This is a genomic window from Sphingomonas sp. SP4 (assembly GCF_058313375.1).
On record NZ_JBZFLE010000001.1, the window covers coordinates 1,462,457 to 1,484,731 of the forward strand.

27 protein-coding genes and 1 tRNA gene are annotated in these 22,275 nt (G+C 62.4%); 12 read left to right on the top strand and 16 right to left on the bottom strand.

Annotated features, from left to right (window positions below; translation table 11 throughout):
- Window positions 1-4 precede the first annotated feature (4 nt).
- The 4 genes from dxs to AC4GYV_RS07410 form a co-directional block, all read right to left on the bottom strand.
- Window positions 5-1,927, bottom strand: coding sequence for a 1-deoxy-D-xylulose-5-phosphate synthase (gene dxs, locus AC4GYV_RS07395; protein ID WP_491100006.1), 1,923 nt, complete (start codon window positions 1,925-1,927; stop codon window positions 5-7).
- A gap of 107 nt (window positions 1,928-2,034) precedes the next feature.
- On the bottom strand, window positions 2,035-2,499 hold the full coding sequence (locus tag AC4GYV_RS07400) for a Fur family transcriptional regulator (protein ID WP_491100007.1): 465 nt from the start codon (window positions 2,497-2,499) through the stop codon (window positions 2,035-2,037).
- A gap of 41 nt (window positions 2,500-2,540) precedes the next feature.
- Window positions 2,541-2,918 carry a MerC domain-containing protein gene (locus tag AC4GYV_RS07405; protein WP_491100008.1) on the bottom strand — a complete coding sequence of 126 codons (378 nt, stop codon included), beginning with the start codon at window positions 2,916-2,918 and terminating at the stop codon, window positions 2,541-2,543.
- A 101-nt stretch (window positions 2,919-3,019) separates the two neighbouring features.
- Window positions 3,020-3,385, bottom strand: coding sequence for a hypothetical protein (locus tag AC4GYV_RS07410; RefSeq protein WP_491100009.1), 366 nt, complete (start codon window positions 3,383-3,385; stop codon window positions 3,020-3,022).
- A 234-nt stretch (window positions 3,386-3,619) separates the two neighbouring features.
- On the opposite strand from AC4GYV_RS07410, the gene AC4GYV_RS07415 reads away from it, so the two are divergent.
- Window positions 3,620-4,681 carry a COX15/CtaA family protein gene (locus AC4GYV_RS07415; RefSeq protein WP_491100010.1) on the top strand — a complete coding sequence of 354 codons (1,062 nt, stop codon included), beginning with the start codon at window positions 3,620-3,622 and terminating at the stop codon, window positions 4,679-4,681.
- Window positions 4,678-4,992: a divalent-cation tolerance protein CutA gene (cutA, locus tag AC4GYV_RS07420; protein WP_491100011.1), complete on the top strand. Its 315-nt coding sequence runs from the start codon at window positions 4,678-4,680 to the stop codon at window positions 4,990-4,992. Before AC4GYV_RS07415 ends, cutA begins: the two co-directional genes overlap by 4 nt.
- Here cutA and AC4GYV_RS07425 read toward each other — a convergent pair.
- Entirely contained in the window at window positions 4,989-5,708 is a 720-nt protein-coding gene (locus AC4GYV_RS07425) for a Crp/Fnr family transcriptional regulator (protein WP_491100012.1), read from the bottom strand. The two genes, cutA and AC4GYV_RS07425, sit on opposite strands and share 4 nt — an antisense overlap.
- Before the next feature lie 175 nt (window positions 5,709-5,883).
- Here AC4GYV_RS07425 and AC4GYV_RS07430 point away from each other — a divergent pair, with 175 nt between their 5' ends.
- On the top strand, window positions 5,884-6,069 hold the full coding sequence (locus AC4GYV_RS07430; RefSeq protein WP_491100013.1) for a hypothetical protein: 186 nt from the start codon (window positions 5,884-5,886) through the stop codon (window positions 6,067-6,069).
- Here AC4GYV_RS07430 and AC4GYV_RS07435 read toward each other — a convergent pair.
- Entirely contained in the window at window positions 6,066-7,490 is a 1,425-nt protein-coding gene (locus AC4GYV_RS07435; RefSeq protein ID WP_491100014.1) for a CYTH and CHAD domain-containing protein, read from the bottom strand. The genes AC4GYV_RS07430 and AC4GYV_RS07435 overlap by 4 nt on opposite strands.
- A gap of 92 nt (window positions 7,491-7,582) precedes the next feature.
- Here AC4GYV_RS07435 and AC4GYV_RS07440 point away from each other — a divergent pair, with 92 nt between their 5' ends.
- Complete coding sequence (locus AC4GYV_RS07440) at window positions 7,583-8,032, top strand: NUDIX hydrolase (RefSeq protein ID WP_491100015.1); 450 nt, start codon at window positions 7,583-7,585, stop codon at window positions 8,030-8,032.
- 7 nt (window positions 8,033-8,039) lie between these two features.
- Here AC4GYV_RS07440 and AC4GYV_RS07445 read toward each other — a convergent pair whose 3' ends face one another.
- From AC4GYV_RS07445 to AC4GYV_RS07455, 3 genes are all read right to left on the bottom strand, one after another.
- Entirely contained in the window at window positions 8,040-8,324 is a 285-nt protein-coding gene (locus AC4GYV_RS07445; RefSeq protein WP_491100016.1) for a hypothetical protein, read from the bottom strand.
- A gap of 147 nt (window positions 8,325-8,471) precedes the next feature.
- Window positions 8,472-9,980: a sensor histidine kinase gene (locus AC4GYV_RS07450; protein WP_491100017.1), complete on the bottom strand. Its 1,509-nt coding sequence runs from the start codon at window positions 9,978-9,980 to the stop codon at window positions 8,472-8,474.
- Between the two features lie 127 nt (window positions 9,981-10,107).
- A complete protein-coding gene (locus tag AC4GYV_RS07455; RefSeq protein ID WP_491100018.1) occupies window positions 10,108-10,884 on the bottom strand; it encodes a Crp/Fnr family transcriptional regulator in 777 nt (258 codons plus the stop codon).
- 60 nt (window positions 10,885-10,944) lie between these two features.
- On the opposite strand from AC4GYV_RS07455, the gene AC4GYV_RS07460 reads away from it, so the two are divergent.
- From AC4GYV_RS07460 to rpsI, 3 genes are all read left to right on the top strand, one after another.
- Window positions 10,945-11,352, top strand: coding sequence for a response regulator (locus tag AC4GYV_RS07460; protein WP_491100019.1), 408 nt, complete (start codon window positions 10,945-10,947; stop codon window positions 11,350-11,352).
- Between the two features lie 279 nt (window positions 11,353-11,631).
- Window positions 11,632-12,111 (top strand): 50S ribosomal protein L13, encoded by a 480-nt coding sequence (gene rplM / locus AC4GYV_RS07465; RefSeq protein WP_491100020.1) that lies wholly within the window; start codon window positions 11,632-11,634, stop codon window positions 12,109-12,111.
- A complete protein-coding gene (gene rpsI / locus AC4GYV_RS07470) occupies window positions 12,111-12,647 on the top strand; it encodes a 30S ribosomal protein S9 (protein ID WP_491100021.1) in 537 nt (178 codons plus the stop codon). Before rplM ends, rpsI begins: the two co-directional genes overlap by 1 nt.
- Window positions 12,648-12,718: 71 nt before the next feature.
- Here the strand turns inward: rpsI and AC4GYV_RS07475 are convergent, their stop codons facing one another.
- A complete protein-coding gene (locus tag AC4GYV_RS07475; protein ID WP_491100022.1) occupies window positions 12,719-13,219 on the bottom strand; it encodes an SRPBCC domain-containing protein in 501 nt (166 codons plus the stop codon).
- Window positions 13,200-13,556, bottom strand: coding sequence for an ArsR/SmtB family transcription factor (locus tag AC4GYV_RS07480; RefSeq protein WP_491100023.1), 357 nt, complete (start codon window positions 13,554-13,556; stop codon window positions 13,200-13,202). Before AC4GYV_RS07480 ends, AC4GYV_RS07475 begins: the two co-directional genes overlap by 20 nt.
- 134 nt (window positions 13,557-13,690) lie before the next feature.
- On the opposite strand from AC4GYV_RS07480, the gene AC4GYV_RS07485 reads away from it, so the two are divergent.
- The 4 genes from AC4GYV_RS07485 (at window position 13,691) to AC4GYV_RS07500 (ending at window position 17,659) form a co-directional block, all read left to right on the top strand.
- Window positions 13,691-14,476, top strand: coding sequence for an SDR family NAD(P)-dependent oxidoreductase (locus tag AC4GYV_RS07485; protein ID WP_491100024.1), 786 nt, complete (start codon window positions 13,691-13,693; stop codon window positions 14,474-14,476).
- A 45-nt stretch (window positions 14,477-14,521) separates the two neighbouring features.
- A complete protein-coding gene (locus AC4GYV_RS07490; protein ID WP_491100025.1) occupies window positions 14,522-15,262 on the top strand; it encodes a ThuA domain-containing protein in 741 nt (246 codons plus the stop codon).
- Between the two features lie 113 nt (window positions 15,263-15,375).
- A complete protein-coding gene (locus tag AC4GYV_RS07495; RefSeq protein ID WP_491100026.1) occupies window positions 15,376-16,650 on the top strand; it encodes a metal-dependent hydrolase family protein in 1,275 nt (424 codons plus the stop codon).
- 19 nt (window positions 16,651-16,669) lie between these two features.
- Window positions 16,670-17,659, top strand: a complete 990-nt coding sequence (locus tag AC4GYV_RS07500) for an alpha/beta hydrolase (RefSeq protein WP_491100027.1) — start codon at window positions 16,670-16,672, stop codon at window positions 17,657-17,659.
- Here AC4GYV_RS07500 and AC4GYV_RS07505 read toward each other — a convergent pair.
- Genes AC4GYV_RS07505 through AC4GYV_RS07525 form a run of 5 tightly spaced genes read right to left on the bottom strand, consistent with a single transcriptional unit; the run spans window position 17,656 to window position 22,016 of the window.
- Window positions 17,656-18,651 carry an aldo/keto reductase gene (locus tag AC4GYV_RS07505; RefSeq protein ID WP_491100028.1) on the bottom strand — a complete coding sequence of 332 codons (996 nt, stop codon included), beginning with the start codon at window positions 18,649-18,651 and terminating at the stop codon, window positions 17,656-17,658. The genes AC4GYV_RS07500 and AC4GYV_RS07505 overlap by 4 nt on opposite strands.
- Before the next feature lie 16 nt (window positions 18,652-18,667).
- A complete protein-coding gene (locus AC4GYV_RS07510; protein ID WP_491100029.1) occupies window positions 18,668-18,934 on the bottom strand; it encodes a DUF167 domain-containing protein in 267 nt (88 codons plus the stop codon).
- Window positions 18,935-18,938: 4 nt separating this feature from the next.
- Entirely contained in the window at window positions 18,939-20,489 is a 1,551-nt protein-coding gene (locus AC4GYV_RS07515; RefSeq protein WP_491100030.1) for a DHA2 family efflux MFS transporter permease subunit, read from the bottom strand.
- 7 nt (window positions 20,490-20,496) lie between these two features.
- The gene (locus tag AC4GYV_RS07520) at window positions 20,497-21,576 is read right to left on the bottom strand and encodes an HlyD family secretion protein (RefSeq protein ID WP_491100031.1); all 1,080 of its coding nucleotides are present in this window, start codon (window positions 21,574-21,576) and stop codon (window positions 20,497-20,499) included.
- Complete coding sequence (locus tag AC4GYV_RS07525) at window positions 21,573-22,016, bottom strand: MarR family winged helix-turn-helix transcriptional regulator (protein ID WP_491100032.1); 444 nt, start codon at window positions 22,014-22,016, stop codon at window positions 21,573-21,575. Before AC4GYV_RS07525 ends, AC4GYV_RS07520 begins: the two co-directional genes overlap by 4 nt.
- A 125-nt stretch (window positions 22,017-22,141) precedes the next feature.
- Between AC4GYV_RS07525 and AC4GYV_RS07530 the strand changes: the two genes are divergently transcribed.
- Window positions 22,142-22,215, top strand: a tRNA-Gly gene (locus AC4GYV_RS07530).
- The last annotated feature ends 60 nt before the right edge of the window (window positions 22,216-22,275 follow it).

Below are 22,275 nucleotides of genomic sequence, written 5' to 3' on the forward strand. Positions count from 1 at the left end.
TTGGCTACGCGCGCACCTCTTCGACGCCAGCGCTGTTCACGCGCAAGGCCTTGAGCACCGTTTCGACGATGTGAGGCGCGTTGAGGCGTGCTTCATCATACTGCTTTTCTGGCTTGTCGTGTTCCTGGAAAGCATCCGGCAGACGCATCGTGCGGATCTTGAGGCCGGCGTCGACAAGACCTTCGTCGCTGGCCAGCGTCAGGACGTGCGCGCCGAGACCGCCAATTGCAGCTTCCTCGACAGTCACAGCGACCTCATGCGTCGCCAGCAGCCGGCGGATCAGCTCACTGTCCAGCGGCTTCGCGAAGCGCAGGTCCGCGACGGTGGTCGAAAGGCCCATCGCGTCGAGTTGATCAGCAGCCTTCTCGGCCTCAGCCAATCGCGTGCCGAGCGACAGGATCGCCACCTTCTTGCCTTCGCGGACCACCCGACCCTTACCGATCGCCAGCGCTCGCGGCTCAGCAGGAAGCGGAACGCCGGTCCCCTCGCCTCTCGGATAACGCACCGCGATCGGACCGTTGTCATGCTGCGCCATAGTAGAAACCATATGCACCAGCTCAGCCTCGTCGGACGGCGCCATGACGACGAAGTTCGGCAACGTACATAAATAAGCGAGGTCGAAGCTGCCCGCGTGGGTCGCACCATCTGCTCCAACTAGGCCCGCGCGGTCCATCGCGAAGCGCACCGGCAGGTTCTGGATCGCAACATCGTGCACGACCTGATCGTAAGCGCGCTGCAGGAACGTCGAGTAGATCGCGACGAACGGGCGCATGCCCTGAGCGGCCAGACCGGCAGCGAAGGTCACCGCATGTTGCTCGGCAATGCCGACATCAAACGCCCGCTCGGGGTGCGCGGCAGCAAATTTGTCGACGCCGGTACCTGAGGGCATCGCCGCTGTGATCGCGCAAATCTTTGGATCGGTTTCCGCCAGCTTCGCGAGCGCCTGGCCAAATACATTCTGGTAAGCCGGGGCGCTCGGAGCCGCTTTGGCTTGCACGCCCGACACCACATCGAATTTCACCACGCCGTGGTACTTGTCGGCGCTGTTCTCCGCCGGAGCGTAGCCCTTGCCCTTCTGCGTCACGACGTGGACCAGCATCGGCCCCATTTCCGCGTCGCGGACGTTCTCGAGCACCTCAACCAGCGCACGCACGTCATGCCCGTCGATTGGCCCAACATAGTAGAAGCCGAGTTCATCGAAGAGCGTGCCGCCGGTGAACATGCCGCGGGCATATTCCTCCATCTTGCGAGCGGCCGTGTGCAACGGCTCCGGCATCGCGCGCGCCAGTTTCTGGGCCAGCTTGCGGGGCGCCAGATATTTCCCCGAAGATACCAGTCGCGCGAGCGAGTTCCTGAGCGACCCGACCGGCGGTGCGATCGACATGTCATTGTCGTTCAGGATCACGATCAGCCGGTTTCCAGCCGCCGCAGCATTGTTCATGGCCTCGTAGGCCATGCCTGCGGAAAGTGCCCCGTCGCCGATCACTGCAACAGCGCGGCCAGGATCGCCCGATAGCTTATTGGCAATCGCGAAGCCCAAAGCTGCCGAAATGGAGGTGGAGCTGTGCGCCGCGCCGAACGGATCGTAGTCGCTCTCGGAACGCCGGGTGAAACCGCTCAATCCCCCGCCTTGCCGAAGCGTGCGGATACGGTCGCGGCGGCCGGTGACGATCTTGTGCGGATAGGCCTGGTGGCCGACGTCCCAGATCAATTTGTCGTTGGGAGTGTCGAACACATAGTGGACCGCAATGGTAAGCTCGACAACGCCGAGTCCGGCGCCGAGGTGCCCGCCGGTCACTGAGACGGCAGAAATGGTCTCCTGACGAAGCTCGTCAGCAAGCTGCGGAAGCTGATCCTTGCTCAGCTTCCTAAGGTCCGCGGGGTACTCAACCGTGTCGAGCAGCGGTGTTTCGGGACGGTCACTCATGCGGAAACGGGCTTATCCGCAACATGCTGGAATGTCACCAACATGCAGCGATTTCAGCGATTCCTCACGAATTGCTCAGCAACAGCCAGACGGCGCACACGACTGGACTATTGGTCCTCGCAATCGCCGCACTTGCCGCGAACTTCGATGACGGGCCGCGGTGCGCTGAACCCGGCGCTTTTCGCCGCCTGGCGAACGCCGCCGGTCAAGCTGTCGTCATCGATGTGCACGGTCTGACCGCACTCGTCGCAGATCAGAAAGATGCAGTCATGCAGGCACTCGGGATGTGCATTGGCGACGTAGGCGTTGGCGCTCTCCACCCGGCGCGCCAGGTTCGAATTCACGAACAGGTCGAGGATTCGATAGACGCTGTTCGCGGCAACGCGACGGCCCTGCGCCTTCGACACCGCTTCTGCGATGTCATAAGCACTTGCGGGCCTTTCGAAGCTCGCAAGCGAGTCGAAGACGGCCGCGCGCATATCCGTCCACTGCTCGCCCTCGCGCGTCAGTCGCTCGCGCGCCGCGTCCTTCAACGCTTCGCCTTCGTGCAGCTTATGGTCGTGTCGGGCCATGAACATTCAAGTTAGTCCCGCCTTGAGATGCGGGCAAGCAATCAGAAGCTGTGCTCGCCAGCCATGATGTTGAGCCGATGCCCCAGCGCTAGGATCATCACGCCGGCCATGGTGAAGACGGGCTCGAACGCCGTCTCATGGAGCGTCAGCGCATAAGCCATTACCGAAAGCCCGGTCAGCCCGACGCCCACCGGAAGGAAGAAGCCGTGATTACGCACGCCTCGACCCAGCGCGATGGCGCCCAGGATCATGGCGAGCGTCAAACCAACTTCATGAATGATGGGCTTGCCCAGGAAGCCCCCGACCGAGGCAAGCATCCCGAGAAGAACGGCAGTCGCCACGCAATGCACGAGGCAGAGCCCTGAAAGCCCCACCGCGATCCGGTCGAGCCGACGCGTTGCAGTCGCAAAAATTGCCATGGCTGCGGTGATATACTGTGCCGCCCAATAAGTTACAACATAACATCCGTCGAAAGCGTCGCGATGTCATGCAACTCGACGCATCGTAGCGGCCGCTCGGCTCAGGGGATCCGCCTGAAGTGATGGATCATCATGCTTGGAACGGCGTCGCTTAAGTATGTCGCCGTTTCCGACATGCTCTTGCCGTCCGGTGCCACCGTGTAGGTTCGCGTCGAACGAACCTTTCCATCTTTGATCATCATCATGACAAGGACATTCGGGTCGGGAGACATTGCGGCGATCTTGTCCGCCTCCGGCATGGTCGTGGTCAGCAATGTCGGCGAACCGTCCAGGGGCACCGTGGACGAACCGCGCAACATCTGTCCCTCGCCGCCCACGATTTCCACGCCAGTAGTCCAACGCGCATTTCCCGCCTCACTGAAGGAGATGGTCACGCTTTTCGGCCGCTGGTTTTCCGGAATGGTCATGCGGGACACTTTAAGTCCCCACCGGCCAATCAGCGGAGATGTGTTAGGTGCGCCTGCTGCAGGGGTAACAGCCAGTGCGGCCACCAAAAGAACGGCTGGTAAGAACCTCTTCATATCGGCCTCCGCGATCGGTCAACCGGCCAACTCGATAACGCGAAATCGTCCAAGATACAATGTAACATGCTCGCATGCTCTTGCCCCTTGGCTCGGCACGAGCGAATAAGCCTTCCTCCAATGGACTCTGCGATCGATTCTGGAACGCGCAACCGCGCGCTCAACTCAGCGCAGCCGCGCGCGCTCTCAAACCTATTGTTCCTCGTCGCCGCGATGGTTTTCGCCATGGTCGTCGTCGGGGGCATCACCCGACTGACGGAAAGCGGCCTCTCGATCACCGAATGGAAGCCGATCACCGGGGCAATCCCGCCGCTCAACCAAGCGGATTGGGAGCAGGCTTTTGCGCTCTACAAGCAGACCCCACAATATCGAGAGGTCGCGGGGCCAGCGGGAATGACCCTATCGGGCTTCAAGTCGATCTTTTTCTGGGAGTGGGTGCACCGGCTGCTCGGCCGTTTGATCGGGCTCGTCTTCTTCGTGCCCGTTGTGTGGTTCGCTTGGAAGCGCGCAATCCCCAAAGGCTTTGGCTGGCGCCTAGCCGCTTTGTTTGTCCTCGGTGGGGCACAGGGAGCGGTCGGCTGGTTCATGGTCATGTCTGGTCTTGAGGGTCGAACGGAAGTCAGCCCCTACCGACTTTCCGCACACCTGCTCTTCGCTCTCTTCCTGATGGCGGCGCTGATCTGGACTGCGCTCGACTTGCGGCGCCTGAGCGTTGACCCGAATGCCCGACCTGCGCGTCTCACCGGCTGGGGTGCGCTCGCGCTCGGCGTACTCAGCATCCAGCTGCTACTCGGCGCTTGGGTGGCAGGCTTCCGCGCCGGCTATGTTTCCAACACCTGGCCGGACATGAACGGTCGATTTGTGCCCGAAGGGATCGATTGGGCGAGCGGAGCGGCGTTCGCGATCACCCATGATCCTTACCTGCTTCACTTCATGCACCGCTGGTGGGCCTGGGTCGTCGTTGCCGTCCTCGTGCTATTCGCCCGCAAGGTTAAGAGGGCTAAGGGCGCTCGTGCGGCCTCGATTGCAATCCACTCGGCGTTTGGAACGCAGATCCTGCTTGGCATCCTGACCGTGTTGTCGAGCATCGCGATCTCGCTTGCCGTGCTCCACCAGGCGACGGGCGCGCTACTCCTCGCAGCAACCGTCTGGGGCGCGCACGAACTGGGTCGCCAACGGTGAGCATCGTCTCCGTCTACGCTGTCTTCGCGAACGCTGAGGAAGCCGAGCGCATCGGCAGGGCGGTTATCGAGGAACGGCTCGCCGCCTGCATCAACATTCTTGGGCCAATCCGATCGATCTACCGCTGGGAAGGCGCGGTCGAGACTGCCAACGAAGTGGCCGCAATCTTCAAGACCGCAAACGTCACCGTCGACGCGCTGATAACCCGCATCGCCGGCCTGCACAGCTATGACGTGCCCTGCGTCGTGACCTGGCCCATCGACAAGGTCCTCGGCAGCTACGCTGACTGGGTCGAGGATAACGTCGGCTAGAGAGTGCGGCGTTCGAGATAGAGATAGGCCGGGTCGAACTCCGCAACGCCTTCAAGGCCGCGCCGATCGACGATCGTCAGCTGGCGGCCTTCCACTTCCACCAGCCCCCGCCGCCGAAGCTCCTGCAACGTCCGATTGGCGTGGACAACCGTGAGTCCGAGGCACTCCGCCAGCTCCCGCTGCGTCAGCGGCAATTCGCAGGCATTGCCCCTCGTCCGGCCGACGACGTCGAGCCGCACGTAAAGCTCGCAAAACAAGTGAGCCATGCGCGAAATCGCCGAACGCTGCCCGAGCGAAAGGGCGAGCTCGCGGTGAATTGCGGCATCGACGTTGGTCGAGAACCAATAGACACGCCCTAGGTGCGGAAATCGCTCCGTCAGCTCCTGCAACCGGTCATGCGGCACGATCGCGACGTTGCACTCGGTCAGCGTAACCACGTCATGATCCAGCCGCTTGAGCGCGAATGAATGAAGGTCGGCGAAATCCCCCGCGATGTGCAGCTCGGTCACCTGCCGCTCTCCGCTTGGCAGGTCCTTGCTCCGGGCCATCCAGCCGTCGAGGAGCAACATGCTCGAATTGAGTTCCTCGCCCGACCGGATAACGATCTGGTCCGCGGCAAGGCGGCGAGTTTCAGCGACAACATTACGGATCGCCCGCTCTTCGTCGGGACTGATCTCGGTACGTTTACGCAACTTCTTCAAATGTACGCTGATCATCTCCGAAGCCTTCTGCAACGCTCAAGGCCAAATCGCGCTTAACCTAGATTACACCTGTGTATCATTTCAAAAAAGCTTGCGATTACAACTGGAAAGCGCACCGGCCCTGTAACTCAAGTGAATCAGTTTGCGCGACCGTCATGCTAATCCTGCGCCCTCAGGCGGGGGTTTGAAGTTGCCGAACTATAGGCTGTACCGGCTCGATGGGGCGGGGAAGATCACGGGCGCAGAATGGGTCGAAGCATCGTCCGACGACGATGCGCTCATCGAGGCGCGCACTCGCGCCCAGTCGGGAAGCTTCGAACTGTGGGACAAGAAGCGGCTCGTGGAGCGCTATCGCCCAAGCCAATCGCAGATCTAGCGCCAGTAAGGCCCTACCTTGTGCAACCGCTCAAGCGCCAGGTCCGCCTCTCTTAGGAACCCCATCTCCTCCTCGCTCGGTTCTTCCGGAAGGATCGGCCAGGCATCGGCAGTCACCATCGTGCGCCCAACTGCCACGTCGTTGAGCAACCCAAGCGATTCCTGAAGGTCCTCGAGCGCCCGGCCGAATTTCTTCTGACGCATGCTCTCGTGCGCATGGAGCCCCTGCACGAATTCCAGCGCATAGCGCAGCTTCTTGATCAGGATGCGAAGCTCATGGCGCTCATGGTCGTCCATGCGCAGGATGTGATCCGACATCCTAATCTTGTGCCACAGCCGGTCGATGCGGCGGCTGGCATAGGCCTCGACGGGCATGACGGCATTGGCGCTCTCCCGCCAGCGACCCAACGCAGTCCAGGATACGAGGTCGAGCATCAGCTTACGGAAACGCTTCGATTCCATGGCCGCGATGACCCGGTCATATGCCTCCTCCCGCTTCTCGCTCAGCTCACGCCGCTGATCGTCGGGAAGCTCCCGCTGCAGGAAGACGTCGAGGTTGCGCGCGTCGCCTAGCTCGCCGGTGAACCAGCGAAGTTCGCCACGAATGCGCGGGAACTCATCATCCGTAATCGCCGTCCTGAACAGGCTGAGCCCTGCCCGCAGGCGGCGCATCGCCACCCGCGCCTGGTGCAGGGCTTCAGGCGTCCGCCGCTCAATCACCGTCGCCTCGTTCAGGCGGAAGTGGCGAAGGCAGCCATGGACGATCGCCTCGAACGCTTGCGCGACCGTCATCTCGCGGTCGATCCGAACCGGCTCCGCCTTGGTCACTGTGCGGAGCTGCCCATCGGCTAGCGCAAAGCCGCGCTCCGCCTTGGTCATGACTCCCAGCTTGACCGGCACGTCCCGGGCCACGTGGCAGGCCGCGTCGACAACCGCCTTCGCGTCCCCACACACCAGTTCGAGTTCGACCTCCGACACGGGTTCGTCATTGCCGCCAGCCGAGATGTTGCCGAGATCCACGTCGAGCTGGATCTCAGCACCGTCATGCTTCAGCCGGCATGCCGTACGCACCACGTCCGAACGGATAACGGGCTCTACGGAGGCAATATCGAGACCCGCCAGCGGCGTATGGGCAAGCTTTTCCGGATCAGGACCAGGGCCGTCGATCTGATATTCCCACTCGCCGCGGTCGAAGAGGCCCGCGCCCTCGCCCATCGATTTAACGGTCTGAACGAAGCCCTGCCCCGTCGATCGTACCCGCAACGTGTAACCGCGCCTCCGCAGTTCGTTGTCCGATGTATCGTAATAGGTGGAAACCTGGCGTTCGGACGATCGGACGGCGCGCTTGACCCAAGGCTGATCCAGCAGATGCTCGATGGCCTCGGGCGTGACCTCCAGCTTCAGTTCGATCTCGCGGCTCATATCAGGCGAACAAGTCCCATGCCCGCGCGTTCCCCGATCAGTGTCAGATGAACTTTCTCACCAATATCAGTCGCTGGCTATATGATCACGCCATGAGTCGCGCGGGAGAAACAGCCGTCGCCATCCAGACCGGTGCTTTGCCGTGGCGGCTGAAGCGCGGGAAAAAGAATGAGAAGGCAGAGGTGCTGCTCGTCACCGGGCGCCGGTCAGGGCGTTGGATGATCCCGAAGGGCTGGCCGATGGCAGGCAAGTCACTGGCCGACGCGGCTGCTCAGGAGGCGTTCGAGGAAGCAGGGATCAAGGGAAGGGTCGACCAGGAGCCCATCGGCCGTTTCCGCCACACAAAGCAGCACCTGCTTTTCGGAACGGTCGAAGTGGACATCCACGTCCATTCGCTGACCGTCGAGCGCGAGCTCAAGGACTGGCCGGAGCGCGGTGAGCGGCTGCGCAAATGGTTCAAGCTCGAAGAGGCAGCGGCAAAGGTCGACTCCGTCGAGCTTCGCGCGCTGATCGTCCAGTTCGGAAAGCAGCTAAAAAGCTAGTTAGCCGCTACCGCCGGGCGGAAAACGGTACCTTGTCGAGCTTCCGCTGCAGGTCGTCGATCTCGGCGTTCTCCGGACTGCCGTATTTAGCCTCGAGTTCCGCTTCGTCGGCGGTCTGCTCACGGAAATAGGTGATCTGCAGCCTCCTGCCGAAAACCTCGTCACCGCGGATCTTCATTTCCGCCTCGCAGTCCGCCGGCAGATTGTCGCGGATCGTCTCCAGGTAACGGATCAGGTCGTCGAGCGAAGTATATTCGCTGATATCGATGAAATCTTTGACGCGTCTCGGCACAGCCGAACTAGCTCCATTCAAAGGGGAATCGTGTGCCGCAGCACCACACGCAGCACTTTTAAAGCGCAGCCAGATAAGGGGCAACGCGTGAATATAACCTTATTGTCGCGTTCAGCGGCGGCCTGCCCCTCCAACGGGTTCGGGCGCCTAAGAGGTCTCGGCCAAGGCCCTCATGGGCATCAGAAGCTCAAACTTCAGGCCGTCCGACAGGAGTTCCAGCCGCGTCTCAGCATCAAGATCGTAAGCCAGGGTTCGCCGAAGCAGGTCCATGCCGAAACCCTCGCGCGTGATCTTCGTGTTCTGGAGATCGACCCCGCTCTCGCTCCATTTCAACTTGAGGAACTCCGACCCGCGCAGCTCCTCCCTGGCCCAGTGGATATCGAGTCGGCCCGTACCGTCTATCAGCGCGCCGTGCTTCACTGCGTTCGTTGCCAGTTCGTGAACGGCAAGGCTGATCCGCTCGGCCGCTTTCGCCTGCAGAGCTACGTCATCACCGAAGATGCGTACCTGGTCGCCTTCGCGCGTGGCATGCGCGATCAGCTCATCCTCGATCAGCGATTTGAGGTCGACGGTGCCGTCCGCGCTGCGGGTCACCGCCGCCTGAACACGGGAAAAAGCGTCCAGCCGCCCCTGGAAGTGGGAGAGCATCTCCTCCGAGCTGCCAGTTGTTTCGGCGGTCCGCCGCGCGATCGACCGAACGACTGCAAGCGTATTACGAACCCGGTGCTGCAGCTCGGCAAGCAACGTGTTGGCGTGCCGCTCACTATCACTGAGAGCTTCCACGTACGCCCGGTGCTCCAGCAGGTCGGCAGCCTGCCGGGCAAGTAGATCCAGGAAACGCAACTGACGATCCGAAGCCCGGTGGTTCAACTCGCCCCAATGTGTTGAGACCATTCCGATCGGCTCGCCGGACCGGGATATCAGGGGTGTCGACTGCGCGGAAAGAATGCCGTCCTGTACATGCAATCGGGCTGACTCATCCGTGCTCGCCGGGTCGAAATTGAAATATGCACGCTCGCCGAGCCGAAGGGCAGCCCCGCAGGACGTGTTCGACCGGGCATCGATTCGCCGGAAATAGTCCTCGGCTTCTTGGCTAAAGCCCTGCTTGGCTATCACCACGAGCTCGTCCGTTGCGGGGTCCAGCATCTGCACCGTTCCAGCCTTCGACTGGGTAATATCGATCGCCGCCGACAATATCTCCTCATAGATCGTCTGAAGATTGTCTTCCGAGACCAGGCGGGCGCCAAGATCATGGAGAATCTTGGTGATTCGAAGGTCATCGCTCAGCACCGCCTCGGCCGCGCGGACATCAGACAGCTCATCCTCCGCGTCGACCCGCCGCGTGACATCGAGCCACGACATGAAGTGGTTCAGGACACGCCCCTCGTCGTCCTTGAAGGCACTGATCAGCACGGTCGCGACAAAGCGCGTGCCATTCTTGCGGTACTGAACCGTCTCGATGATGTCGTCTTGGTCGCTGCGAATAGCCTCGGAGAAGCGAGCCTTGTCCTTCGGGTCGGTATTCCGGCCGTTCATGAAGTGCGGCTCTTGGCCCAGCACGTCGTCCATGCTGTAGCCGGAGAGCTTCAGGAACGCCTCATTGGCGAAGACGATCGGATTGCCTGGAAGGTTCGGGTCCGTCAGCGCCATCGGCATGCGCGTGGAACGTACCGCCTCTACGAAGACCCCGCCGCGCTGGCGCAGAGCCTCGATAGCCGACTCAGCCTCAGAGCGTTCGGCCGTGCCGGGCTTGCCCCTTTCGAATGCGTTCGGAGAGGCGCCTTCATTCGTTGGCGTCGAGATGTCGCCCTTCGTGGTCCAGATGCAGGTAATTCGTATTGAACATCGAAACGTCCATCAGGCGTTCGAGGTCCAAAATGTGCAGCTGTTTGCGTTCCAGCTCGATAAGGCCGTCGCGGCGTAGCTCCTGCAGGGTGCGGTTGACGTGCACCGCTGTCAGCCCAGTTGCGTCGGCGAGGTCGTTCTGGGTCAGGGGGAAGTCGCAACGTCCTTCCCTCGCCCTGCCTACGGTACGGAGTCGAAGGTAGAGCTCCACGAGAAGGTGGCCGAGTCGCTCATAGGCGCTTCTCTGCCCCAAGTTGAGCGTCCACTCGCGCTGGATCGCCGTTGTTACCAGCTCGTGCCACCACAGGGCCTGCGTGATCCTGGGGCGGCCCTCGGTCAGCGCATTCATATCGTCCGGAGAGATCAACGCGACCTTCAGCCGCGTGATCGCTCCAATGCTGTGGTCCATCTGCTTGAGGATGTAGATGTTGAGATCACAAAAATCGCCCGGGATGAAAAGGCTCACGATCTGCCGCTTGCCGTCGGGCAAACTTTTGTAACGGGCACCCCAGCCGTCGAGCACAAGATGCACGTATCGCGGTTTGTCGCCCTCTGCGATGAGGTCCCGGCGTGCATCGACGAAGCGCGTGTTCTGGGCAACCTTGGCGAGGGCGGCGCGATCTTCGCTCGACAATTTCGTGAAGGCATCAAGCTTGGTCGCCACCGCAAGTCCCGGACTGAACTGAAACGCAGGTGGAACCGTAAGCAGCGTCATCGCGCTTCACCCTCACTTATGTTATTTGACGCATGACTGGGAGGCTGGATGAACATGGTCATGGCCACCGAGAATAACCAACGGGATCAGACGGTTCTGACCGGAACGCGAGTACTCGTGGTCGAAGACGAGTTTTACATCGCCGACGACCTGAATCGGGCGCTTACCGGCGCAGGCGCAACCGTGATCGGGCCGCTCGCTTCCGTTTCGAAGGCCGAAGAAGCGGTACAGTCGCGAAGCTTCGACTGCGCGATCCTCGACCTCAATCTGCGTGGTGAGAGCGCGGTTTCGATAGCCGAGCACCTCCTGGACAATCGTATACCAGTCGCGATCGCAACGGGATACGGCAGCCCGGCCGTCCCCGAACATTTGCGTGAGGTAATGAGGGTCGAAAAGCCGTTCGACCCGTCACTTATCGTAGATATCGTCGGACGGCTCAGACGTACTGAACCGTCCAACGCACGTTAGATTACTCCGAGAAGCCAGAGAATCAGGATCAGGACGAGAAGTCCGCCAAGTCCGATATACATAACTCGCTCCCATGTTTGGTTTTGCTGCTGAAACGATGGGCACCCTGCCGCCGTTCCAGTCGTTTCGCCGGCGAGCCGATCAGTGCTGAGGTATTATTTTACCCGTCGGCAAAATACCGGATTTGCTTGACTTTCCGGCCCTCACCCGCAAATAGCGCATCCGACGGCGCGGCCTTGTGGCTGCGCCTTTCGCATTCAAAACGAAAGGATCAACGCCATGCGGGCGCTGATGAAGACGACCAAGTCGGCCAAGCCGGCCGAGGTCGAGAAGAAATGGCACCTGATCGACGCCGACGGCCTCGTTGTCGGCCGCGTCGCGACGATCATCGCCAACATCCTGCGCGGCAAGCACAAGCCGAGCTTCACGCCGCACGTCGACTGCGGCGACCACGTCGTCGTCATCAACGCCGACAAGGTCCGCTTCACCGGCCGCAAGCTGGAGCAGAAGACCTACTACAAGCACACCGGCTATCCGGGCGGCTTGAAGGAGATCACCGCGGGCAAGGTGCTCGACAGCCGCTTCCCGGAGCGTGTCCTGGAGAAGGCAGTTGAGCGCATGATCCCGCGCGGCCCGCTCGGCCGTGACCAGATGCGTGCACTGCACCTCTACAACGGCACCGAGCATCCGCACGGCGGCCAGGATCCGCAAGTCCTCGACGTCGCGTCGATGAACCGCAAGAACAAGGTGGGCGCATAATGTCCGACACTCGTGAATCGATCGCCGACCAGCTCGGCGCAACTCCGGCCCCGGCTGCGCCCGCTCCGGAAGCTCCGGCTGCCGAAGCGCCTGTCGCTCCGCCGCCGGCTCAGGACGCCACGCCGCTCCGTGAGCAGCAGCTCGACAAGTATGGCCGCGCTTACGCGACCGGCCGCCGCAAGGACGCCGTTGCACGCGTCTGGCTGAAGCCGGGCTCGGGCAAGATCGTCATCAACGGCCGCGAGCAGGAAGTTTACTTCGCTCGCCCGTCGCTGCGCCTCGTCATCAACCAGCCGTTCGGCGTTGCCGACCGCGAAGGTCAGTATGACGTCGAAGCCACCGTCAAGGGCGGCGGCCTTTCGGGCCAGGCCGGTGCGGTCAAGCACGGCATTGCTCAGGCACTCAGCAGGTTCGAGCCGGCGCTGCGCACCGCGGTGAAGCAGGCAGGCTTCCTGACCCGCGACCCGCGCGTCGTCGAGCGTAAGAAGTACGGCCGCGCCAAGGCACGCCGCAGCTTCCAGTTCTCGAAGCGCTAAGCGTCAGATCAACGGATTACGCGAAGGGCGGCTGGGACATTCCCAGCCGCCCTTTTCGTATTTGAACTGAATTACTCGCTGATAGTCGAGAGCAGCTCTTCCAGCTGATCGAGCTGGATCGGCAGGCCTTCCGCGGAGCCGGTCATCGCCTCCTCGAGCGCTTCCGCCGTCGGATAGATCTCGTGGAAGGTCAGCAGCGTCTTCCCGCCCTGGTCCTGGAAGGTGACCGTGGTCACGGCGCCCTCTTCCTCGCCTTCGTCGTTGGTCCAGACGATCCGCTCATCGGGCACGACGTCGAGATACTTGCCGAAAAACTCCATCGTCTGTCCGCCGGCAGCGAACTGGAGACGGTATTTTCCACCGGTGCGAACATCCATGTCGCAAGCCAAGAGCTCCATCGGCGCGCCCTTGGGCACCCACCACATGCGGAACAGGTCCGGATCGCTCCACACCTTGAAGACAATCCCTGGCGGTGCATCGAAAGTGCGGGTAACGACCAGCTCGCGGTCTCCCTTCCGCTCTACCGACGTGGCGTTCCGCGCCACCGGATGGCTACTCACTTGCTGATCCATCTTCTTCCTCCTTCATCTTCAGAATGACCTGATCGAGCGCGTCGAACCGCGCCTCGAAGAGCTTGCGGTGCGCTTCGATCCATTGGGCCTCTGCTGCGAGGTCGCGTTGCCCAAGCCTGCATGTCCTCACCCGACCGACCTTCTCCGTCACGACGAGCCCCGCGCGCTCAAGAACGGCGACGTGCTTCTTCATGCCGGTGAGCGTCATCTGGAACTTCTCGGCGAGGCTCGTGATCGAGGCGTCCGCGCGCGCGAGCTGTTCCAGCACGCCGCGCCGCGTCACGTCCGAGATCGCGGCGAACGACAAATCCAGAGTGGGACTCGCATACTGAACCATGTGGTTCAGTGTTTAGATTGTTTGTGATCCGAGCGCAAGAGCTTCGTAATGGCCCTTGGCTACCGGCAGGCCGGGCTTTGTTGGTGCCTCGTCGACTATGCTAAATTGTCAGAGATCACGGGATGGAGGCGGCGATGCCAGAACCCTCCAATGCGCAACGCCTCGACGGCAAAGTTGCGATCGTCACCGGCGCGGCCGGCGGTATCGGCGCGGCAACGGCACGGCTCTTCCTCGATCTCGGCGCGAAGGTGATGCTCACCGACCGCGATGACGCCAAGCTGGACGAGATACGAGCAGCACTCGGCGATGCGGGGCGCTGCGCCAGTAAAGCGGCAGACTGTGCCGACGAAGCCGCCACCGGGAGAGTCGTCGCAGCAGCCATCGAGCGCTTCGGACAATTGGACATCCTCATCGCGAATGCCGGGACCGAAGGCGTCCTCGGGCCTGTCGATCAACTGTCCGTTGAAGACTTCGAGCAAGTCCTGCGCGTCAATGTCACGGGGGTTTGGCTGGCGATTAAACACGCGGTACCTGCGATGAAGAAGGGTGGCGGCGCGATCGTGGCGACCGCATCGATCGCAGGAATCATCGGTTTCCCGGGAGCCGCGGCCTATGTCGCGAGCAAGCATGCGGTCTGCGGCCTGGTGAAAACCGCAGCCATGGAACTCGCATCCTCGAACATCCGGGTGAACGCGGTCGCCCCTGGGCCCATCGACAACCGGATGATGCAATCGCTCGGTGACCAGCTCGGCGGCGGCGACACGGCGGCATTCCGGAACATGATAAACAGCCGCGTTCCCATGCGGCGCTACGGCAAGAATGAGGAGATCGCGGAGCTGATCGCCTTCCTTGCGAGCGATGCCGCTTCCTATTGCAACGGCGGGATCTATGTCGCCGACGGCGGTTACGTCGCGGGCTGACCGCGCGCACTTTCCGAGCGAGAAGTCCTGATCTAGGCTGAGCGAATGCGTCGCCTGTTGCTGCTGATCATCCTCGCGTTCGGACTTGAAGCAGCGGCTGTCGCACAACCCAACGGAGCGATCCTGATCTACTCCGGGACGACCGGCTATCGCCATGACTCCATTCCAGCTGGCATCGAGGCCGTCAGCGCAATCGCGAAGAAAGACGGGCTGAAAGTCCATACGAGCGAAGACCCGTCCGTCTTCACGGCTGACGGCCTCAAGCACTTCCGCGCGATCGTGCTTCTGAGCTGCACGACAGATCCGAAGAACCCGGCATCCGAGTGGCTGGTAGGCAGCCGGCGCGAGGCACTGCAGAACTTCCTGCGCCACGGCGGTGGAATCCTCGCAATCCATGCCGCTGCGGACTCGCACTACAACTGGCCGTGGTACGGCAAGATGATCGGCGGCCACTTCGCCCGTCACCCTAGCGGCACGCCGCAGGGCGAAGTGCACGTAGTGCCGGGTCAGGGCTCAGTCACCGCCGGGCTGGGTGCAGGCAAGAGCCGCGTGGACGAATGGTATTATTTCGACGACTACGATCCGACGTCGCGCCTGTTGGTAACGCTCGATCCAACGTCGATCGGCGAGAAGGACGTCAATCCAAATCCCATGACCTGGACTCGGACCGTCGATGGCGGCCGCGTCTTCTACACCGCGATGGGGCACACCAAGGAAAGCTATTCCGACCCGTGGTTCGTCCGGCAACTCTCCAACGGACTCGATTGGGTGCTGAAGGGAAGATGAAAGCCCCCTTTCCTACGGCGCCGTTTCTGTGTTCCACAGCACGAATGCTTCTGGATCTCATTCCGAACCACCGTGGCAATCGCCAGCATTCGAAGGAAAAGCCTCGCACTTGTGTGAGTGCGACTTTTGCGACTTTCTGTACACTCTGGGCGATCCTCCTGGCGCTCTCGCCAGCCTCCGCAGCGAGTGCGGAAACCTACCTGCTCCGACCCGCTCGTGTGTTCGACGGCGTCAACCCTGCCCCGCATGACGGTTGGTCGGTCCTCGTCGACGGCAACCGGATTGCCGCCGTCGGTCCGAATGTCACCGCCCCCGCGGGCGCCAAGGTCATCGACCTTCCGGGCACCACTCTGATGCCAGGTATGATCGAGGGACACTCGCACCTCTTCCTGCATCCGTACAATGAGACGCTGTGGGACGATCAGGTTCTGCACGAGCCGCTCGCGCTTCGAACCGCGCGCGCAGTCGTCCACGCCCGGAAGACGCTGGAGGCTGGTTTCACGACCGAGCGCGACCTCGGCACCGAAGGCGCGGGCTTCGCCGACGTCGGCCTCAAGCAAGCGATCGACCAGGGTATCGTCCCCGGCCCTCGCCTGCTCGTCTCGACCAAAGCGATCGTTGCACGCGGGGCGTACGGCCCGAAGGGCTTCGAACCGGGCGTTGCAGTCCCTCAGGGTGCACAGGAAGTCGCCGGCGTGGACGAGACGATCCGCGCAGTCCGCGATCAGATCGCCGGCGGCGCCACGATCATCAAGTTCTACGCCGACTATCACTGGGGCAAAGGTGAGCCGAGCCGCACCACGCTGTCCCAAGCTGAGCTCGACGCCGGTGTCGCTGCCGCGCATGACGCGGGCCGGCTGGTGGCGGTCCATTCCACGACGCCCGAAGGCCTGATGCGTGCGATCCACGCCGGCGCGGACACGATCGAGCACGGGTACAATGGCACGGACGCCGTCTTCAAGGCGATGGCTGCCAAGGGCATCGCGCTCTGCCCCACCATTGCGGCGTCTGAAGCCTACGCCCGCTACTTCGAGCATTGGAACGGCCAGGAGCCTGCGCCCGAAAGCGTTCAGGAGAACCGCCGCTCTTTCCAGCTTGCGATGAAGGATGGCGTGCCGATCTGCATGGGCGGCGATGTCGGCGTCTACACGCATGGCCAGAACTATCTCGAGATGGAGGCGATGCAGCGCGCGGGAATGTCACCGCCGCAGGTCCTGATCTCGGCGACCTCGCGCAATGCGCGCATCCTGCGGCTGAGCGATCGCGGTGAAGTAAAGCCCGGATTGCTCGCCGATCTCGTCGCTGTCGAAGGGGACCCGACCCGCGATGTCTCCGCGGTCGAGCATGTGCGGTTCGTCATGAAGAACGGGCAGATCGTTCGGCAGTAGTCGTAACAGAGGGGAAATCATGGACATCGGACGGAGGACGTTCATCGGTGGAAGCGTGGCTGCGCTGGCGGCCACGACAGCACAGGCCCAATCAGGTCCCACGCCCTTTGCCGGAGATCCTGCGGCTCCCTTCTGGCCGCCGAAAGAGCGCTTTCCCTTGTGGCCCGGGACCCCACCAGGTGCGCCGAAGCAGAAGATCCAGCCCAACTGGACGATGAACAACCCGGCGCCCAACCGCGAGCTCTGGGTGCGGGGCGTGCCCTTCCCTGAGGTGCATGTCTTCCGCGCCGCCAAGCCCGACGGCTCCGCGCTCCTCTCGCTGCCCGGCGGGGGCTACCAGTTCCTGTCGGTGCAGAACGAAGGCATCGATGTGGCAGAGCGATTCAACGCCGAGCGAACCACGGTCTTTGTCCTGACCTACCGGCTGCCTGGGGAAGGATGGGCCGACAAATGGCTGGTACCGTTAGCAGACGCACAACGTGCGATGCGACTGATCCGTAGCCGCGCCGGCGAGTTCAGGATCGATCCGGCCCGGCTGGGCGTAATAGGCTTCTCGGCAGGCGGGCATCTCGCAGGCGATCTCGCGGTATCGCACGCCGAGCAGGTTTATCGACCTGTCGATGCCGCCGATAAACTCTCTGCACGCCCTGCCTACCTCGCGCTCATTTACCCGGTGACGACTCTCATCAACCCGGGGCAATCGAGCACCTCGATGAACACCCTCCTCGGCGCCTCACCACCGCAGGGCATGGCGGAGAAGCGCTCGCCCGCGCTTCATGTCGACAAGGACACGCCCCCGACCTTCCTCGTGCACGGAGCGAAGGACGGCTTGGTGCCAGTGAGGCATAGCATCAGCTGGGCTGAGGCTTGCTGGAACGCTGGCGTTCCCGCTGAGCTTCATGTTTTTTCGGACGCGGAGCACGGTTTCGGGCTCCACATTCCGAAGAATGAATCAGGTGCTCTTTGGCCTGATCTGTTCGCGCTCTGGTTGCGTAGGCACGGCGGCTAGAGGTTCACAGCCGCCATCCCGCGCTCGTGGTAGCGGTCGCCAGCGGCCGCGCCGGGCGGCAGGATCTCGTCCAGCCGCGCGAGGTCCTCCGCGCTTAGCTTCACTTCGAGTGCCCCGATATTTTCGTCGAGATATTTCACATGCTTGGTGCCCGGGATCGGCACGATATCGTCACCCTTCGCCAGGACCCACGCGAGTGCAAGCTGCGCGGTCGTGCAGCCCTTCTCCCGCGCCATGTCCTCGACCTCGCGGACCAGCTGGATGTTCTTCTGGAAATTCTCGCCGGTGAAGCGCGGATGGAACCTGCGGAAGTCGTCCTCCGGGAAATCGTCAGGCGACTTGATCTGCCCCGTCAGGAACCCGCGCCCGAGTGGCGAATAAGCCACGAAGCCGATGCCGAGCTCACGCACCGTCGGCAACACTTCCGCCTCCGCATCACGGCTCCACAGCGACAGCTCGGTCTGTACAGCGGTGATCGGAGAGGTCGCGTAAGCCGCGCGGATCGTCCGCGGCGCTGCTTCGGAGAGTCCGAGGTAACGGACCTTCCCCTCCTGCTGGAGGCGCGACATCTCGCCGACCGTATCCTCGATCGGCACGTTCGGATCGACGCGATGCTGATAATAGAGATCGATCACATCGACGCCGAGCCGCTTAAGGCTCGCCTCGCAAGCCGAGCGAACATATTCGGGATCGCCCCTCACGCCGAGAAACTCGCCGTTGGGCCCGCGGACGTTGCCGAACTTCGTCGCGAGGAAGACCTCGTCCCGGCGATCGCGGATCGCCCGTCCGACCAGCTCCTCATTCTTGCCGACGCCGTACATGTCGGCAGTGTCCAGGAAGTTCACGCCCCGATCGAGTGCGTGATGGATGGTTGCGATCGATTCCTGCTCGCTACCGGAGCCGTAGAATTCGCTCATGCCCATGCATCCTAGCCCGATGGCAGATACTTCGGGGCCGTTGCGGCCGAGCCGCCGCTTGCCGACCTGGAACATGACTATTCTCCCTTTTTCAGCCGCCGAGGCGCCGGCGCGCTTCTTCAATGTCAAATGGGATCGCGATCCGCTTGTGGCGAGCGGTCTGGCCGGAGATGATCGACAGTTCGGAACGGCTGATCCCAAGCGCCTTTGCAAGCAGCCTGATCACCGCCTCGTTCGCGACGCCGTCCGCTGGAGCTTCGGCGACCCGGACTTCGAGCTCCTGACGACCGTCAGCGCCCATGCGCCAGCCGCCGATACCGGGCTTCGCCGAACGCGGCGTCACTCGGATCGGCAGCAACTCATCAATCCATGATCGGAGGACCGCCGCCACCGACCTGCTGGCCCTTTTTCATGAAGAGCAGAAGCGGGAGCACGGCGAAGGTGACGATCATCATCAGCTTGAAGTCGTCCAGATAGGCGATGAACAGCGCCTGCTTGTTGATCATCGCGTTGATGTAAGCGAGCGCCGCTGGCCCCGCGACCGGAATAGCGGTCTGCAGGATCGTCGGATCGGCCGTCGGGATAGTTTGCTGCGTAATGCTCGTGGCAAGATCGGCGTGGCTGACCTGAGTCATCCGGACGAGCTGCGTGCTGACGACCGAGATGCCGATCGAACCACCGATGTTTCGCGACAGGTTCAGCAAGGCCGCTCCGGTCGTCCTCATCCGCGGAGCAAGCGTCTGGAACGCGAGGGTCTGCAGAGGAACGAAGATCAGGCCGAGCCCAAGTCCCTGCACCACGCCGCTGACGATCACCGGACGCGCGGGCTGCTCGATGGCAAAGCCAGTCATCATGAAGAGAGATGTGCCCATGAGGACGACGCCGAGGCCGACCAGGAGTCTTGGATCGATCTTGCCGGTCGCTCGTCCCGCAATCAGCATAGAGATCAGCGTGCCTACACCGCGGGGTGCGGTCAGGAATCCCGACTGCAGCACCGAATAGCCATACATGTTCTGCAACAGGGGCGGGAGAAGTGCGAGGCCTGCGAGCAGCAGCACGCCCGTAGCCGCCATGAACACAAGGCTCGTGGCGAAGTTGCGGTCGGTGAACATCGCGCGCTCAAACAGCGGGTGCTTCGACGTCGCCATGTGGACGATGAACATCCAGGACGCGCCGATCGCCAGACCGAGCTCGATCCGGATTTCCCAGCTCGATAGCCAATCTGCCTGTTCGCCGCGATCGAGGAATAGCTGCAACCCTGCTAGCGCGACCGCCAGCAGGATGAATCCGAACATATCGAAGTGGCGCCGGTGCGTCTCCGTCTTCGGCATGTAGCGCATCATCAGCAGCGTGCAGAGCACGCCGACCGGAAGGTTCACCAGGAACACCCAGCGCCAATTGTAATTGTCGGTCAGCCATCCGCCGAGCACCGGTCCGAGGATCGGACCGATCATCACGCCGCCGCCGAACAAAGCCATCGCCTGTCCGTGCTTTTCCTTCGGGTTGATGTCGAACAGAGTCGCCTGAGCGAGAGGAACGATGAACGCGCCGCTTATCCCCTGGAAAGCGCGGAAGACGACCATCTCGGTCAGCGATGTAGCCGTTGCGCACAGGACCGACGCGATCGTGAAGCAGACGACCGAGATCAGCAGCAGTCGCTTGCGACCCACGCGATCCGCGAGCCAGCCGCTGATCGGCAGCGCAATCGCCGAGGCGACGATGTAGCTCGTCAGCACCCAGTTGATCTGATCCTGCGACGCGCTGAGGTCGGCCTGCATGTGCGGCAGGGCGACGTTGGCGATCGTCGTGTCCAGCACCTGCAGCAGCACTGCCATCATCACGCCGATCGTGACGATGAGCCGCTCACCCGATGGCAGTGGATGCGTTGCTACGGACGCCGAATTATCGGCCATCGGCGGATTACTTCTTCTTGCTGTCGAGATCGACCGTTGCCGTCACCGACAGACCCGCGATCATCGGCCGCGAAGGCGTTCCATCAAAGGCGATCCGCACCGGCACCCGCTGCGTCACCTTGACCCAGTTGCCGTTCGCATTCTGCGCCGGGAGCAGTGAGAACTCGCTGCCCGTCCCCGCGCCGATGCTCTGCACGTGGCCTTCGAACTTCTCGCCGCCATAAGCGTCCACCTTGATGGTCGCATGCTGCCCGGGCCTCATGCGGGCGAGATCCTTCTCCTTGAAGTTCGCCTCAACCCATGCGTTCGCACTGTGGACGAGCGAGACCATGCCGACACCCTCGACAGCCATCGTGCCGACCTGCAGCTTGTCCGCATTCTCGATTACGCCATCCATTGTGGCGCGCACATCCGTGCGCTCGAGGTCAAGCCGCGCCTTGTCGACGGCCGCCTGCGCCTGAGCGATCTGGGGCTGGTCGCCGCCGGGGGCGACAGCCGCATGCGCATTGGCTGCACGCGCCTGGGCGTCCGCAAGCTGCGTTTCCGCACTGCGCACTTCGTTGAGCGCGTCCTCATAGTCGCTACGCGTGGTGAAGCCCTGCTTCAGCAACGCCTGTTGGCGTGCGAGCGCGTTCTGCTTGATCGCGAGATTTGCCCGCGCGCCAGTGATGTCGCCGCTCGTGCCCGCCGCCGTGGTGCGGAGCACCTGCGTCTGCAGCCTCGCGGTCGCGAGTTGCGCCTCGGCATTCTCCAGGGCGACACGATAGGGCTGCGGATCGATGCGGAAGAGCAGGTCGCCGCGCTTCACGCGCGCGCCATTACGGACGAGCACCTCGACAACCTGACCGTTCACCTGCGGGCTGACCGAAACGATATCCTGCTTCACCTGAGCATCGTCTGTCGACACGCTGCCGCCACTGGTTAGCCAATAATAGGCGCCGCCGAGCAGCAGGATCGCCGGGACGATCAGCATGATGACCGTCTTCAGTGAGAACTTGCCCGCAATCTTCCGCCGCGGGCGATCCGCTTCCGGAGCCTCAAGCGCCGCTGCGGAGCCGGTCATGGGTTCAGTTGCCATCTTGTTCATTGATTAGACGCCCTGTTGACTGCCCCGGTCCGGCCGGCGTTTTCGCGCACGCGGGCCAATACTTTCCGGGTGATTTCAATTTCTTCCGGGTCGATCCCGGCAAACGCATGGTCGACAAGCTCGGCGCCGACGCCCTGAAGTTTGTCGATGAGCGGCTGCGCCTTTGCGGTGACGTGAAGGCGCCACGCGCGGCGATCCTCAGGATCGCGGCTGCGCTCGACCAAGCCACCTTCCTCCAGCCGATCCACGATGCGGCAGAGCGTGATGGGTTCAAGATCGAGCATATCTGCGAGCTCGACCTGTCGGAGACCCGGCTGCCGTGTCAGCTTGAACAGCACTTTCCACTGCGCACGGGTCACGCCCATGCCGACGGCCAGGCGATCGAAGGCCTTGCGCAGCGCATGCGCTGTTTCGCCGATTTCGAACGGGATAGTTTCCATTGGAGACGGATATAGTAAGTATGCTTATTATATGCAACGCTCATCCGGGGCGCACGTTCCCCCATGACGAACATTTCATCTCGCGTTGACGGGGGTGAGCGTGCGACCTAACTCAAGGCTGCTGGGCGGGTATGATGTAATGGTAGCCTGTCAGCTTCCCAAGCTGAACGCGCGGGTTCGATTCCCGCTACCCGCTCCAAAGCCAAACGTCCGGAGGATGTTCGGGCCTTGGAGCGCACGAGCGAAGCAAGGGGCGACC